We start from the raw sequence: 14,653 nt of genomic DNA on the forward strand, positions 1-14,653 counted from the left end.
AGACCCTACTGGAGCGGGACGAATCGAACGCCGCCGTGGTCCTCGCTATCGAACGTGCCGTCGGCCTGTTTCTCCGCCCGGATGAGACGCTGTCGCCCGTCACCGATTGGAGCCAGCAGGATACCACCGTGGCGGGTCTGTTCGACGAGCGGGGCGGGGAACTCCGGCGCGGCACAGGTCAGATACGTCCGATCGTAGGGGGCGTGGTCGGGCCACCCCTCCTTGCCGTCGCCGGCGCGAACGGAAACGTCGCCGTAGCCGGTCGCTTCCAGTGTTTCCCGAGCTTCGTCGGCCAACGATGCATGGTACTCCACGCTGTAGACGTTCTCGGGGCCGACCAGTTCGGCGGTCACCGCGGCGTGGTAGCCACACCCCGTACCGACCTCTAACACCTGGTCCCCCGGGGACAGGTCCAGTAACTCGGCCATGATTGCGACCATGTGCGGCGCAGAAACCGTCTGACCCGACCCAATCGGGAGCGGGCGGTCGGCGTAGGCGTCGTGTCGCTTGTCGTCCGGAACAAACCCGTGGCGGGGAACCGACGCTATCGCCGCGAGAACGGCCTCGTCGGAGACGCGCTTGCGAAGACGGTCAGCCAGCCGCGACCGCTCTCGGTCCCAGTGGGCCATCCTACCACGCCGACCACGCCGTGGTCGACTCGTCCCTGACGTACAGTCGGTTGATGTCTTTCGCGATACCCATGTCGCCGTCGTGGTCCATGTTCTCGTGGTCGTAGCCGTGTGCGTCGTCGCGGACGTGAATCCCCTCGACGGTGAACTCCTCCTCGCCGAACTCCTCGGTCTCGCCGACGACGAACTCGTAGTCGCCGGGGACGTGGAGCTTGAAGCTCTCGGTCTCGTCGTGAGTGCCGTCCTTTGGATGCATCGTGACGTTGACCGAGACGTTCCCGACCGCCCGCGACCAGATAGTCTCGACGTCCTCGGCGGCCGCCTCGTCCTCGCGGCCGTCCGCGGTCTCCAGGCTGGTGATCCGCGCCGTCACGACGGCTTCCTCCGTCTCCAGCAGAAACTCCTCGCCGACGGACAGTTCTTCCTCGGCCGGGACATCGACCTCGGCGGTGAAGGAGTCCCCGTCCTGTGAGACGACGACGCTTCGCTTCAGCGTCTCTTCCTCCGGCAGTTGTTCCTTGTGGACGTGGTCGCAGTCCGTACAGCGAACCGTCACATGGCCGCCCGGCTTCAGCACCTCGTGAACCGTTTCCAGGTCCGGCGAACAGGCCGGACACGGGAGGGCGATGCGGTCGCCCGGTGTAGCGTCTGTCATATGCAGCCGTTGACTACGCTCCCGTAAATGGTCGTCGCCACGGCGCTGCTCGTGGTTCCCACTCGCACAGTCACGCCGACCTTCTTGAGCCGCGGGACGAAACAACGGGTATGGCGCGCCGACAGAGCCGTACTGACATCGCAAGCGGTGCCATCATCGCCCTGACAGCCCTGGCCGGCGTGGCGGTCTGGTCGCGCCTCCCCGCCGAAGTCGCGATTCACTTCTCCGCGTCGGGCACGCCCGATAACTACGTCTCGAAACCGGTCGGCGTCGTTCTCATGCCGGCGCTGATGCTCGGAACACTCATTGTACTGAAAGGGGCGTTCCGCTACGACCCGCCGGACGTACCGCGGGTGGCGGCCACCATCACCGTCGCAACGATGGCGTTCATGAGTGGGATACACGGGCTCGTGCTCGCGTGGAACCTCGGCTACCCGGTGCCGTTCGACCTCGTCCTCGTCGGATCGCTGGTCTGGGCGGTTGGTATGGTCGCGTACGCGTTGAAAGCAGAATACGTAGACTGATAGCGGCGGTCGGCTGTCAGTCAGCGTCCGCTACTCACCGGTCTTTGTGGGAGTCCGTTCTCGCCGCGTGGCACGACACAACGCGAGGAAGTTCCACTTCCTCGCCGTCCTCACGGCTCCCGTCAGTCGCCGTTCGTCTTTGGGAGATCTACGATCTCCCCACGTTCGCGGCGTTACCGCTCACTCCACCCGAGGAAGTTCCACTTCCTCGCCGTCCGCATACACGGTCGGTTCCGTCAAAATCCCGTCCAGATGAATCGGCGCGTGCACGTCGCCGCCCATCGCGTGGTCGTCGCCGATAGCGATGTGGACCGTCCCGCCGGCCTTCTCGTCCAGCAGGACGGAACCGACAAGTTCGGTCACGGCGACGTTCGTGCCGATGCCGAGTTCGGCGAGATTGTACGCGTCCCGACCGACCTCCTCGGCAGCGTCCTCGACCTGCGCGCGGATTTCGGGGTCGTCGATGTCCGTGACGTAGCCGTCCTCGACCTCGAAGGTGAGGCACTTGCCGTCGAGTTTGCCGTGGGGGCGCATCGTCCCGTCGACGACGAACGTGCCGTCGGCCGTCTCCGGGGCGAGGAACACTTCGCCAGCGGGGAGGTTCGACATCTCGCCGGCCTCGTGGACGATACCGGTGTCCATGTGCCACTCGCGCGCACCGATACCGAACGTGATGTCGGTCCCCTGGGGCGACGTGACCCGGATTTCCTCGGCGTCTTCGACCTGCGCCAGCACGTCCTCGCAGTGCTGTTCGATGCGGTGGTAGTCGGCGTCTAATCCCATCAGGAACACGCCCTCGCTGATGCCGGGCAAGGTTGCAACGCGAGCGCCAGCCTCGTTAGCGTCAGTCCGAGCCTCGGTGTGGCTCAGGCTCTTGGTCGTCGGCGCGAGCACGACATCGGCAGTTTCCATCGCGCCAGCGACCGGCGCAGGCGGTTCCGCACCGTGTTGCTCGCCCGGCGGGTAGCGTACGAAAACGGCGTTATCGGTAATCTCCGCGGCGACACGGTACAGCGCCTCGCCGATTGATTTCCGCTGGTCGTCAGTGACGACGGCGCATGACTCGTCGGGCTGGAGGTTCAGGCACTGTTTGACGGCGGTCTCGGCGGGCGCACGAAGCGACGAGTTGTCCATACAACTGATTGTGTACTCCGACTGAATAACTCTTGATGGACTGTCGGCGTAGGGCGTCGAAACGCGCTACGTCTCAGTGTTTTCAGAGAGATGTGGTCAAAGCTCACAATCGCCAGAGGTACAACTATGTGAGTTAATTTCTCCGTATATTAATCACAAAGAATATACTCTCCCCGGAGATATGGACGTGTATGCTCCACGTGGGCATCAACGGCTTCGGCACCATCGGGAAACGCGTCGCTGACGCGGTGCGTGTCCAGCCAGATATGACAGTTGCGGGCGTCGCAAAGCGCTCGCCGAACTTCGAGGCAACTATCGCAGACGACCGCGGCTACGACCTCTACGCCGCGGACGGCCGCGAACCGTTCGATGAAGCCGATCTCGCGACGGCCGGTACGGTCCATGACCTCATTGAAACGAGCGACGTGGTCGTCGACACCACGCCAAGTGGCGTCGGCGCGGCCAACGCGCCGCTGTACGCCGAGCACGACACGCCAGCCATCTTCCAGGGTGGGGAGGACGCCGATGTGGCAGACGTGAGCTTCAACGCTCGCGCCAACTACGAGAACGCAGTCGGGGCTGACACGGCCCGCGTCGTCTCCTGTAACACGACTGGACTTTCACGCCTTCTCGCGCCGCTCAAGGAATCATACGGCGTCGAGAAATCGCGCGTGACACTGGTCCGGCGCGGTGCCGACCCGGGCCAGACCGGTCGTGGCCCCATCAACGACACACTCCCCGACCCCGTCGAAATCCCCTCCCACCACGGTCCTGACGTCCAGACGATTTTTCCCGACCTCGACATCGACACGATGGGGATGAAGGTCCCGACAACGCAGATGCACACCCACAGCGTCAACGTCACGCTGGAAAGCGAACCAACGACAGAGGAAGTCACGTCGCTGCTGACCGACGAATCGCGACTGTTCCTCATCCCGAAGACGCTGGGTATCGACGGTGCAGGGAAACTCAAAGAGTACACCCGCGACGCCGGTCGCCCGCGCGGTGACGTGTGGGAGAACTGTATCTGGGCCGAATCAATCACAGTCCAGGGGCGGGACCTCTACCTGTTTCAGGCGATTCACCAGGAAGCCGACGTCGTGCCGGAGAACATCGACGCCGTTCGCGCGCTCTCGGAGCGGACCGCAAGCGCCGAGAAGAGCATCCGCCGGACCGACGAAGCCCTCGGCGTCGGCCGCGGCCTCGTCGAACACGACGGCAGCCCACAGCGCGTCGACAGTCACGCCGACGACTGATTCTCACCCCAGTTTGTGGAACTCGACTTCGCCGGTGTCCGTCGACAGCGTCGCAACCGAGAACGGCTCGGAGGCCGGCGGAATCGAGATGCCGCCGGGATTGATTCGTTCCGTGCCCCCGCGCTCCTCGTAACCGCGTTCGTGCGTGTGCCCGTGGAAAACGTAGTCGTAGGTCCCACAGTCGACCAGCGCGTCGACGATCTCCCCGCTGGTCCCGTGATACACCGCGATGGTGTTCCCGTCGATGGTCAGCTCGCCCATCTCGCCGAAGTACGTGCCGAATTCCTCGACGGTAGACTGGACTGCCCACTCGCCGTCGTTGTTGCCACGAACGGCGTAAAACGACCAGTCGCCGTCGAACGGCGTCACCGAGAAGGGGGCGACGAAGTCGCCGCAGTGGACGACCGTCTCACAGTCCGCCTCCGAGAACGTCTCCACTGCGGCTTCGACCTGCGCGGCGTTGTCGTGCGTGTCCGAGACGATACCGATCTGCATACCGACGACGTTCAGCCGGCAGCGACTTGAACGTGTGGCCCTCGACACTGGTGGGACCGCCGTCGTCACACAGACGCGATGCTTTTGTTTAGTCACCGCCTACGGCGACCGATGGCACGGGGACTCATCGGGACAATCGAGCTGATGGTCGCGGTCGTACTCGCCGCGCGGGTCACCCTCCTCGGCATCGATAACCTTGCCCGCGGCCAGACGGCGATCGGTGCGGTCTTTCTCGGGTTAGCCGCCGCCTTACTGATTATCGAGTGGGTCGCCCCCTCTCCGACAGATATCCCCGGCGCAATCGCCGGGCGGGCCCGCAGTGCGCTCCCCAGCGGGAAGCCACCGGACAGTAGCGACGACGACTAACTCTCGTCGCGCCAGCGGTCCGAGGTGGCTCTGTCCACCGCCGCCATGTGGTCGTGTTCCTCGACCGTTTCGGCCCGCAATTCCTCGGCCTTCTGGACGGGCTTCCCTGGAACACGCGCTCGAACGCCACGTCGAGCGCGACGAGACGAGGTACTACCTGGAAGGTGGAATCATCGACGAGGAAGGAAATCGGCGGCTTCAGTCGGCCGCGATGGTCTCGCTGGCGTCGTCGAGCAGTTGCTCGATGGAGCGGTCGCTTGGCTCGTTTTCCAGCAAGACGTCGATAGGGAGCGTCGGCGCGCCGTCGACGAGGTTCTCGAGCAGGACGAGTCGCTCGCGAGCCCGGGACATCCCGACGTAGAACACGCGCCGTTCGTTGTCGGTCAGCGTCGGGACGGGACTTGTGTGTTTCGTAAACTCGTCCATTCCGGGTACCTCGATACCCTGCTGGTCGACAGTCGCGGCCATCTGCTCGACGACTTTCTCGGTGAGGTCGGTCGCGACGAACACATGGTCGGCCTCGCGACCTTTGGCGGAGTGGATCGTCCCCACGCGGACGCGGTCGGCGTCCATCCCGGTGTAATCGCCGGTGAAGTACGCGTCGACGGTCCGCTCCTGGAAGTTGGTCACCTTCCGGAGCATATCGCCCGCAGAGGCCGCGTCGGGGAGGAACGGAACGTGCTCCCGGACCACGTCGGGTTTGATCTCGATGTCGGCGATGTCTTCGTCCTCGTGGGACTCGTCGATCTCTTCGAGCGCGTCGAAGAGTTCGTCACGTTCGCCCGTGCCGAAGGCGGAGTCGACGAGCATATCGGCGAGCCGGCGCGCTTCGAGCACCGTGAGCGGTTCGTCGGCTTCGACGGCTTCGAGCCCGTTGACGTACTGGGTGAGCCGGTCAGTCCACATCCGCTGGTCGGTGAGACAGGAGAAGGGGATCCCGTTGTCGATGAACTCGTCGATGAACTGGAACATCTGGTAGCGAGCCCGGAACAGCACCATCACCGTCTCGTCGGACTGCTCGATGGTCCGCGTGACGTTCCGGGAGAGGTCGAACATCGAGGGGTTCTGGACCGCCTCGACGCGGCCGCCCTCCTTGCGCGGATTGAGGTCCTTCTCCTGGCGTTTCTCGATGTGGCGGACCTCGCGGTTGACGACGTTCAGGATGCGCGAGGGGAGCCGATAGGAGTTGGGCAGCACCTCGTCCTGAGTGACGACTTCTTCGAGCAGGAGGTCCGGGTCCGCGCCCTGCCAGGCGTAGACGACCTGGTCGTCGTCGCCGGCGATGAGCACCCGCTCCATGTGGGGTTTCCACTCGTCGTAGACGTCGTACTGTAGCGTCGTGATATCCTGAAACTCGTCGATGATGAGGTAGTCGACGTTGGGGAGCAGCGAGCGCTGGGCGACCCGTTCGAGCATGTCGGCGAAGCCCGTCAAGTCGTTTTCGCCCTTGTAGGTGCGCCAGCCGCGGATGGCGGCGGGCACGTCCACGCGGTCGTCGTCGGTCGGCCACGTCGGCGTGTACTTGTTGCCGGTCTGGGCGTTGTCGTCGATCTCCGGCGGGAGTCGGACCTCCTCGTCGTCCCACTTGAAGGGCACGTCGTACCAGTCGGCCACGTCGCGGCGGGTCCGCTGGAGCCACTGGCTCGTCGCGATGATCTTGTTCCCGAGGGTGGTCGAGCGGGCCGACCGACGCCGGGACCCTTCGTACTCGTCCTCGTAGTCGATGCCGAACTCCTCGCAGAAGGCCTCCTTGTCGTCCTCGCCGACGACGTCGCCGCGGGAGAGGTTCAGCAGTTCGTACGCCTTCGCGTGCATCGTACAGACGTTCCCGCGGAGGGCGCGAGGGGACAGGCCGAGTCGGTCCGCGAGTCGCTCACGGATCTCGGCGGCCGCCGCACGCGTGTACGAGACAACCAGTACGTCACGGAAATCGACGTCGTCGTCTTCCAGCAGTTCGTCGACGCGGTCGAGCAGCGCCGTCGTCTTCCCGCTACCGGGCCCACCGAACAGGCGGACAACCTCGGTGGTCGAATCAGTCATTGAACATGTAGTGGGACCGCGGCCAAATAAACAACGTGCTTTACGGGGACGACAACTGACAGGCGCACCCGAACGGATTTCTCATCGGTACAGCGACACGTACAGCATCGCGAACCCGATGATGAACGGGATCGTCTCCGCCATCTGGAAGAACACGCGAACGATGGCACCGGTCTCGCCGGCGCTCAGTTGCGTGATGACACTGGAGATAGCGACGCCCATACTGATGAACGCAAAGCCAACGAACGCGTACTGGAGGCGTTCTGACGGGCGTTTCCGGTAGGCCTGAAAGCTAATCAGGGTGATCCCGAGCGTCAGCCCGAACACCACCATCCGCATCAGGATGAGCGCGCCGCGTGCGATAGCCACGCCGGTCGTCATGCAGTCACGCCTCCGCTGGAGAGTGAATTCATTCCGGGTTCAGCTCGTCCCAGAGCTGACTGAACCGGTCCGGGAGGTTCTCCTCCCGGTAGATGCGTACTTTGTACTCCTCGTCTTCGAGCGAAATGACCGTCGACTCGAAGTTGGACTCGTACACCTTGTAGTGGTTTCCGTCCTCGGCGACGAGCGTTCGGTCGGTGACGAGGTCGTACTCGTCGAGCAGTTCGATACGTCGATACACCGTCGGCAGCGAGAGGTCACACTCCTCTGCGAGTTCCTTCGCCGACTGCGGTTCCCGACTGATTGCGGCGAGTACACGGCGCGCGTGCTGGTCGCCGATCGTATCGAGAATCTCCTCGATGCTCTGTTCCTCAGCCACTACACCAAGATTCGCGTCATATTATATAAGCGTTTTCGAGCACTGTGGTGGTTTCACGTTCAGAAAACACTGCCCCGTTTATATGATGATAGCCACTGTAGCACTCATTGCGGATTGCGTTCAGGTGAGACGATGTCCGGAGACAACCTCCGTCGCGTGACGACGGGTAAGATGCAGGGCCAGAACGCCGATGAGCGAGTGACCCCTCTCGGCGAGACAGAGCGCCCGGAATCGCATGACCCACCCAGTCGTGACGCCATCACGGAGTCGTTGGATCCGGTCATTGACGACGTCGTCGGCGGCGATATCGCGGTCGATGACGGCCTGGTCACACAGAGTCTGGAAGAGCTCCTACTGGCGATGATCGCAGTCGCCGATGGTGGCACCCACGGGACCGGACTGATGGAGGAACTGGAAGCCCAGTTCGGTGCCGAACTGAGTCCGGGGACAGTGTACCCCCGGCTACACGAGTTAGAAGCGGATGGCACGCTCCAGATGCACGAACTCGTCCAGACGAAGCAGTACGGAATCGCGGACGATGCGGCTGCGAAAGAGCAGATCGCAACGTCCGCGTACCAACATCTCGCGCTCGGGCTGTTCCTCCATGCGTCGCTCGATGCGCTGTAACCACCACAAACCGGTCCACTCGCCGACACACGACCCCCCAATCGTCGGCTACGAACCGGTCGGCCCGCCGACACACCACCCCCAACCGTCGGCTGGCCACACAAAGACTCCCCACTTCCTTTCTGCGCAACGTGAAACAGTCCCGACTGCTTGAGCCGTTGCTGTCCCGACACGAGACGTAGGGAGGCTCATCCTGGCAGAGAGCGAACTGTCGGTTCTGCGGGTCAGTACCACCGCTACCGGATGAAGGCGGAAGGGATGAAAAGGGAGTATCCTTACCGTACCGGTGTCCAGCCACACACCGAGCACTGTGCCGCTGTCGACTCGTGAAGGCCGCCGCAATCGGGGCACTGCTTCTTGTTATAGCTCTCTTCCCAACCACTCTGGTCCACGTCGTGGCCACGCTGGGAGAGGAACTCGTCGAACATATCGTCACTACTCGGTGCGGACGCCATACATGCTATGGTATATCACATCAGTATATAGGTTTAATGGTATTGTGAAACATTGCCATAAGTAACGACGCACCATGCGCGACGAGACGGTCAGTCACAGCGAGCCGTGCCACTCAGGAGCCGTACAACCAGGAGACAACATCAGATGAGCAGTCGTTCAGACGGTGCGCTGGCCCGGTTGTGTCCGGTACCACCCGTTAGCTGTCGGTCGCAGCCGGGTGGGTGTAGTCAACAGTGATACGGGTGCTTGCGATGAGCGCGTTCGCGATGGCCTCTGACGCCTGTTCCTGCTCTGTCCCACCTTCGAGAGACAGCTTCTCGCCAAGTGCGAACACCTGAAACCGGTGTTCGTACGGCTGGCCGGCTGGCGGACACGGCGGTTCGTACCCCGGCTCGTTGGGGGGCTGTGTTCCCTGTCGAGCGCCGCCGAGCATGTCGAGGGTCGGCTCGCGATGGAGGCCGGCCGGAATCCGTTCCGTCTCTGGTGGGACGTTCCACAGCGTCCAGAACACCGGCTGGCTAAACACGCCTCCGTCATACTCGGCTGTGACGGCGAGTGCTGCCGTCGGTTCCGGGACGCGCTCGATGACGAACGGCGGCGAAACGCCGTCGCTGTCACAGGTGAACCGGGCGGGAAGCTCGTCCCCGGAACTGAACGCGGGGCTCGATACTTCGAAAGCCGGTGCTGTGTCGTCCGACTGCCCGGTACAGCCCGCGCTCCCGACCAGTGCTGACGCCCCGAGCGTCTGGACGAAGTGGCGACGGCGCATACCAGAGTGGGAGGGATAGGTCGTAATCTGCCTTGTGATACCCCGCCATGTACCACATCAAATCCGGGGAGGGGACACCACTGGTCCCTATCAGGGCGAACATGTTCCCGCCCGTCGCCAGCGACTGAGAACGTCTTACCCCCTTCTTATTTTGGGGTACTGGAGTTCCAACCATATGGAACTCAAACGCAAAACGATCGCGAAGGTGATCGCCGCCGCGTTCGTCTTCAACCTCGTCGTCATGGGGGCTGGCGCGTGGATCGCGTATCAGGAAGCGCCACCCATCCCGGAGCAAGTTGTCGGACCCGACGGCGAGACGCTCGTCACGGGTGAGGACATCCGCGACGGGAAGAAGGCGTTCCAGAAGAACGGACTGATGAACCACGGGTCGATTCTCGGGAACGGCGCGTACTACGGCGCGGACTACACCGCCGACTCGCTGGAGTTGAAAACCCAGCATATGCGGACGTACTACGCCGAGGAGCGCTACGGGACCGAGTACGACTCGCTGTCGACGGCCGAACAGGCCGCCGTCGATGACGACGTGAAACAGGACCTCAGTGGGGAGTACACCGGCGGGAACATCGAGTACTCCGCCGCGGAGCTGTACGCCCACGAGCAGGTCCGTCAAGAGTACGTCGAGCGGTACCACGAGGGCAGCCACGAACGGGGCATCCCCGAGGGGATGATCGACTCCGAAGCCGACGCCCGGCAGTTCGCCGACTTCGCCATGTGGACGGCGTGGTTCTCCCACACCGACCGACCTGGCGGTGAGCACTCCTACACGAACGACTGGCCATACGAGCCAGCCGCCGGTAACGACGCGACCGGCGCGGCGATGACCTGGAGCGTCATCGCGATGGTGCTGCTCGTCGCCGCCGCCGGTGGCGGCATCTGGCTGTACCAGTCCGTCAGCCTCCCGGAACCGTCCGCCGGCGACCTCTCGGTTCCCGAGCCGGGCGACGTGAGCATCTTCCCCAGCCAGCGGGCCGCCCTGCGGTTCATCCCGGTCGCCGCCGGGCTGTTCCTCGCGCAGGTGTTACTCGGTGGATTACTCGCCCACTTCTACATCGAACGGGCAGGGTTCTTCGGCATCGAGGAAATATTCGGCGTCCACATCCTCCAGTTACTGCCTTTCGCGATGGCGAAGACCTGGCACATCGATCTCGGCATCCTCTGGATCGCCGCGACGTGGCTCGGTGCCGGGCTGTTCCTGCCGCCGCTGTTGACCGGCCACGAGCCCAAACGCCAGTCGACGTACATCAACGTGCTGCTCGGGGCCATCGTCGTCGTCACCGTCGGCGGCCTCGGCGGCATCTGGCTCGGCTCGCACGGCTACTTCGGCGACCTCTGGTGGCTGTTCGGCAACGAAGGGCTAGAGTACCTCGAAGTCGGGAAAGTCTGGCAGGTCGGACTGCTCGCCGGATTCGGTCTGTGGGCCGTCCTCTCGATTCGGGGCCTGAAACCGCTGCTGGACCGAGAGCCGGTGTTCGGCCTCGCCCACATGATTCTGTACGCCGGCGGCTCGATTGCACTGCTGTTTACCGCCGGGTTCTTCTTCACCCCGGAGACCAACATCGCCGTCACGGAGTTCTGGCGCTGGTGGGTCGTCCACATGTGGGTCGAAGGGGCCTTCGAGTTCTTCATCGTCGCCATCATCGGGCTGACGCTGGTGTCGATGAACCTTCTCAGCCGCCGCAGCGCCGAGAAGGCGGTCATGCTCCAGGCGTTGCTGGTGATGAGCACGGGTGTTATCGGGGTCTCTCACCACTACTGGTGGGTCGGTATGCCCGACATGTGGGTCCCCATCGGGAGCGTGTTCTCGACGCTGGAACTGCTCCCGCTGGTGTTCATCCTCTACGAGGCGCTGGGCCAGTACCGGGCCATGTCGGAAACCGGCGGGTTCCCCTACAAGCTCCCGTTCATGTTCATCATCGCCAGCGGGGTCTGGAACTTCGTCGGGGCCGGCGTGCTCGGCTTCTTCATCAACCTCCCGCTCATCAACTACTACGAGCACGGCACCTACCTCACGGTCGGCCACGCCCACGCCGCGATGTTCGGGGCCTTCGGCTTCCTCGCGCTGGGGATGGTCACCTACATGCTTCAGCTCGCCATCAAGCCCGGCCGCTGGGACGGCTCCTGGCTCCGGGCGGCGTTCTGGTGCTGGAACGTCGGCCTGGCGCTGATGGTGTTCGTCTCCGTGCTGCCGGTGGGCTTCCTCCAACTGGAGGCGGCGTTCACCGGGAGCTACGCCGCGGCCCGGAGCGTGGCGTTCTACAACCAGCCGCTCGTCCAGACGCTGTTCTGGGCGCGGCTCCCCGGTGACACGCTCATTATCCTCGGGACGGCCATCTACGCGGCCGACCTGATCCGCAAGCGGTTCGTCCTCCGGAGGTCCGAAGACGACCCTACGGTCGAGGACATGGCCGTCGCGGAGGGCGTCATGAGCGACGACTGAGTCACCGCCGGTCTCCGGCTGTGGTCATTACAGCCGAAACACGGCTCGCCGACAGCAACGAGAAGAGAGTGAACTGACGGATCTAGACGGGGAACTGCGTCGCCGTCCCGGCGACGATGACCCACGTCACGAGGACGGCGTTGATCGTCGCGCCGACCCAGACCCGACCCGTCTTCCTGAAGAAGTAAGTGCTGACGAAGGCCACGATGCTGAGCAGGGCGACGAACTGCAGCGCCAGGATTGTCAGCAGCGGGTGGCCAAGCGGCAGGGGCTGGCCGGTCAGCAGTGGGATGTACTGAACCGCCAGCAGCACGACGAACCCACCGACGACGATGAGCCAGTTCGTCGCCATCGCGCGGCGGAGCGACCGGGACTCGCCCTCGGGACGGAGTTGACCGTGCAGGAGCGCACCGAGGACGACGAAGAAGGCAAACAGCGGCAGGAGATACGAGAAGCTGATCCGGAACTGCGCCGGGGACAGGAGTTTGATGGCGAACACCCAGATGCGGAAGTCGGTCTGGAACAGGAACGCCACGACGGCTTCCAGCAGGTACAGCACGGCGACGGTGCCGACGCCGGCCAGGACCGAGATGCCGAGCGTTCGTGCACCATCGCCCGTGTCAAGGCCGTAGTTCGCCAGCGACACCGACGGGTCGTCAGCGTTGCTCGTGTAGTGCCACACCGCGAACAGCACCGCGGTGATGACCGCGTTCCCCAGCGCCCAGACGATCACGCCGTTGTTGATCTGCTGTGGGAACAGCCAGCTGAGGCCGACAATCGCCGGTGCAACGTCTTGCAACGGGAAGTACGTCACAATCGGTATCGCCGCGGCGAGCAGCGACGCCCCGTAGCGTTTCACGCCGGTCATCCCCTTCCCGTCGGGGTACTCCCGTCGGAGCCTGTCGGTCGGTGCCCGGTCGATGAGCAGACCGCCGACCGGGAACAGCGACAGCACACCGCCGATGAGGGCGACAAAGGTCCCAAGCGATTTCCAGTACCAGACCTGGTTGCTCGGGTCCATCTCGTCTTCGCCTTCGAGCGTTAGCTGGAGCCACTCGATGGACGCGCCGATGGCTGCGGTGGAGAAGTGGTCGCCGGGGTGGGTCGTCGCCGGTGTGTACAGTTGCCGTGCGGTCCCGTCCTCGACACTGCCGTAGGTACGCCCCTCCTCGACGGCGCTGTCCGTGCCGAACACCGTCTGGAGTTTGTCGCTCTGCTCAACGTCGGACGCACTCGCTGTCCCCCACATCACCGGGGAGAACTCGTCGTACTCGCTGAACACGACGGCGAGGTTCCGTGGGAACGAATCGGTGCCTTCGGGGGCGCGGTTCGACCCAGTCGATGACCCCTCGATGACCATCGATTCGTACCCGTCCGGGTGGGCCGCGGCCGCCGTGACGACGGTCCAGCCGCCCATCGAGTGCCCTTCGAGGCCGATGTTTTCGTTGTCGACGTAGTCCAGCGACCGGAGGTATTCGAGGCTGTCAGGGCCGCCGTAGCCGTTGTTGAACGCCGGCGCGTCCGAGTAACCGTGACCCGTCTGGTCGATGGCGAGGACCACGAAACCTCGCCTTGCGTACTCGATAGCGAACGGCGACTGTGTCTCCTTCGAGTTGATGTAGCCGTGAACGGCTAACACCCCCGGCTGTGGGGAAGCGCTGCTCGCCTCCTCAGGGATGTACAGCGTCCCGCTCATCATCGTCCCGTTGGTCCCGGAGAACTTCACGTCGCGAACCTCGACGGAACCGGCGTCTGTTTGTACTGTCCATGCGAGCCCGCTCCCGCTGAATATCAGGAGTAGCGACACTGCAGCTACGAACCACAGTCGTCTATCATCGTTCATGATAATACCACGGACGCAGGTGAGACACTCAGTGAATTAAACTTACTGTAAACTCTAAGCCAACGGTAAAGAATTGGGAGCGGCGCTGAAAACGGTATTCTAACCCGTTGAAATGGGGGACAGATTCCACACGCGTACTGGACAGTGCTCCGATTCCCACTTCATTACCAATTATTCGGCGTTATCAATAAACCGGTTTATCGGGCATCTACGGTCACAAATAGCCACTTCTGTTTCAATTACTCGCCCCATGGACGAGGTTACGCGCCGCCGAGTTCGTTGGTCCAGAGGTGTTCGATGTCAGCTTCGAGATCAGCCGTATCGAGCGCTTCGACGCCCGACAGGTACTCGCGGGCGTCTGTGAGGTGCTGCTGGACGGCGGCCACGTCGTCGACCGACTTCGCGGCACAGAGCGACACCCGCGCCCGGTTGATTTCCAGCCGCTCCCCGAGCGCCTGCGTCACCGGGATGTCGTGCTCGTCGCCGAGCTGTGCCATGCGGTCTAGCACGCCTGTCGGGACTTCCAGCTGGGCCGCGAGCTCCCGGGACGGCAGATCGACCGTGATATCGGTCGTCTCACACTCGCACTCACCCCACGGTGCGATAACGTACTCCTGCCCCTCTGTGGACATGTGACACGG

At 63.6% G+C, this 14,653-nt stretch carries 16 protein-coding genes; 5 read left to right on the top strand and 11 right to left on the bottom strand.

The features are described from left to right. Nucleotides 1-5: 5 nt before the first annotated feature. A complete protein-coding gene (locus tag VI340_RS12880) occupies nt 6-629 on the bottom strand; it encodes a protein-L-isoaspartate(D-aspartate) O-methyltransferase (RefSeq protein WP_336329342.1) in 624 nt (207 codons plus the stop codon). Between the two features lies 1 nt (nt 630). Beyond that, nucleotides 631-1,284 (bottom strand): HVO_0476 family zinc finger protein, encoded by a 654-nt coding sequence (locus VI340_RS12885; protein WP_008307750.1) that lies wholly within the window; start codon nt 1,282-1,284, stop codon nt 631-633. A gap of 110 nt (nt 1,285-1,394) precedes the next feature. Between VI340_RS12885 and VI340_RS12890 the strand changes: the two genes are divergently transcribed. Beyond that, entirely contained in the window at nt 1,395-1,808 is a 414-nt protein-coding gene (locus VI340_RS12890) for a DUF1648 domain-containing protein (protein WP_008307749.1), read from the top strand. Between the two features lie 180 nt (nt 1,809-1,988). Here VI340_RS12890 and VI340_RS12895 read toward each other — a convergent pair whose 3' ends face one another. Continuing rightward, nucleotides 1,989-2,942, bottom strand: coding sequence for an aminopeptidase (locus VI340_RS12895; RefSeq protein ID WP_008307748.1), 954 nt, complete (start codon nt 2,940-2,942; stop codon nt 1,989-1,991). A 191-nt stretch (nt 2,943-3,133) separates the two neighbouring features. Here VI340_RS12895 and VI340_RS12900 point away from each other — a divergent pair, with 191 nt between their 5' ends. After that, entirely contained in the window at nt 3,134-4,198 is a 1,065-nt protein-coding gene (locus tag VI340_RS12900) for a type II glyceraldehyde-3-phosphate dehydrogenase (RefSeq protein WP_008307747.1), read from the top strand. Between the two features lie 3 nt (nt 4,199-4,201). On the opposite strand, the gene VI340_RS12905 is transcribed toward VI340_RS12900, so the two are convergent. After that, complete coding sequence (locus VI340_RS12905) at nt 4,202-4,693, bottom strand: metallophosphoesterase (RefSeq protein WP_008307746.1); 492 nt, start codon at nt 4,691-4,693, stop codon at nt 4,202-4,204. Nucleotides 4,694-4,804: 111 nt separating this feature from the next. On the opposite strand from VI340_RS12905, the gene VI340_RS12910 reads away from it, so the two are divergent. Continuing rightward, nucleotides 4,805-5,059, top strand: a complete 255-nt coding sequence (locus tag VI340_RS12910; RefSeq protein WP_336358484.1) for a DUF7533 family protein — start codon at nt 4,805-4,807, stop codon at nt 5,057-5,059. A gap of 198 nt (nt 5,060-5,257) precedes the next feature. Here the strand turns inward: VI340_RS12910 and VI340_RS12915 are convergent, their stop codons facing one another. The 3 genes from VI340_RS12915 to VI340_RS12925 form a co-directional block, all read right to left on the bottom strand. After that, on the bottom strand, nt 5,258-7,099 hold the full coding sequence (locus tag VI340_RS12915; protein WP_008307744.1) for a UvrD-helicase domain-containing protein: 1,842 nt from the start codon (nt 7,097-7,099) through the stop codon (nt 5,258-5,260). Nucleotides 7,100-7,180: 81 nt separating this feature from the next. Then, the gene (locus VI340_RS12920; protein ID WP_008307743.1) at nt 7,181-7,480 is read right to left on the bottom strand and encodes a DUF7521 family protein; all 300 of its coding nucleotides are present in this window, start codon (nt 7,478-7,480) and stop codon (nt 7,181-7,183) included. Between the two features lie 28 nt (nt 7,481-7,508). Then, nucleotides 7,509-7,859 (bottom strand): ArsR/SmtB family transcription factor, encoded by a 351-nt coding sequence (locus tag VI340_RS12925; RefSeq protein WP_004515333.1) that lies wholly within the window; start codon nt 7,857-7,859, stop codon nt 7,509-7,511. A gap of 132 nt (nt 7,860-7,991) precedes the next feature. Between VI340_RS12925 and VI340_RS12930 the strand changes: the two genes are divergently transcribed. Beyond that, complete coding sequence (locus VI340_RS12930) at nt 7,992-8,486, top strand: PadR family transcriptional regulator (RefSeq protein ID WP_049942798.1); 495 nt, start codon at nt 7,992-7,994, stop codon at nt 8,484-8,486. 275 nt (nt 8,487-8,761) lie between these two features. Here VI340_RS12930 and VI340_RS12935 read toward each other — a convergent pair whose 3' ends face one another. Continuing rightward, nucleotides 8,762-8,941 carry an HVO_0416 family zinc finger protein gene (locus VI340_RS12935; RefSeq protein ID WP_004515335.1) on the bottom strand — a complete coding sequence of 60 codons (180 nt, stop codon included), beginning with the start codon at nt 8,939-8,941 and terminating at the stop codon, nt 8,762-8,764. A gap of 197 nt (nt 8,942-9,138) precedes the next feature. Continuing rightward, nucleotides 9,139-9,711: a YbhB/YbcL family Raf kinase inhibitor-like protein gene (locus VI340_RS12940; RefSeq protein WP_336358485.1), complete on the bottom strand. Its 573-nt coding sequence runs from the start codon at nt 9,709-9,711 to the stop codon at nt 9,139-9,141. 175 nt (nt 9,712-9,886) lie between these two features. Between VI340_RS12940 and VI340_RS12945 the strand changes: the two genes are divergently transcribed. After that, entirely contained in the window at nt 9,887-12,169 is a 2,283-nt protein-coding gene (locus VI340_RS12945; protein ID WP_008307737.1) for a nitric-oxide reductase large subunit, read from the top strand. Between the two features lie 82 nt (nt 12,170-12,251). Here the strand turns inward: VI340_RS12945 and VI340_RS12950 are convergent, their stop codons facing one another. Then, nucleotides 12,252-14,012, bottom strand: a complete 1,761-nt coding sequence (locus VI340_RS12950) for an alpha/beta fold hydrolase (protein WP_336358486.1) — start codon at nt 14,010-14,012, stop codon at nt 12,252-12,254. Between the two features lie 260 nt (nt 14,013-14,272). Further along, nucleotides 14,273-14,644 carry a hypothetical protein gene (locus VI340_RS12955; RefSeq protein ID WP_008307722.1) on the bottom strand — a complete coding sequence of 124 codons (372 nt, stop codon included), beginning with the start codon at nt 14,642-14,644 and terminating at the stop codon, nt 14,273-14,275. Nucleotides 14,645-14,653: the final 9 nt, after the last annotated feature.

The organism is Haloarcula sp. CGMCC 1.6347 (assembly GCF_037078395.1).
GTDB classification, from domain to species: domain Archaea; phylum Halobacteriota; class Halobacteria; order Halobacteriales; family Haloarculaceae; genus Haloarcula; species Haloarcula amylolytica.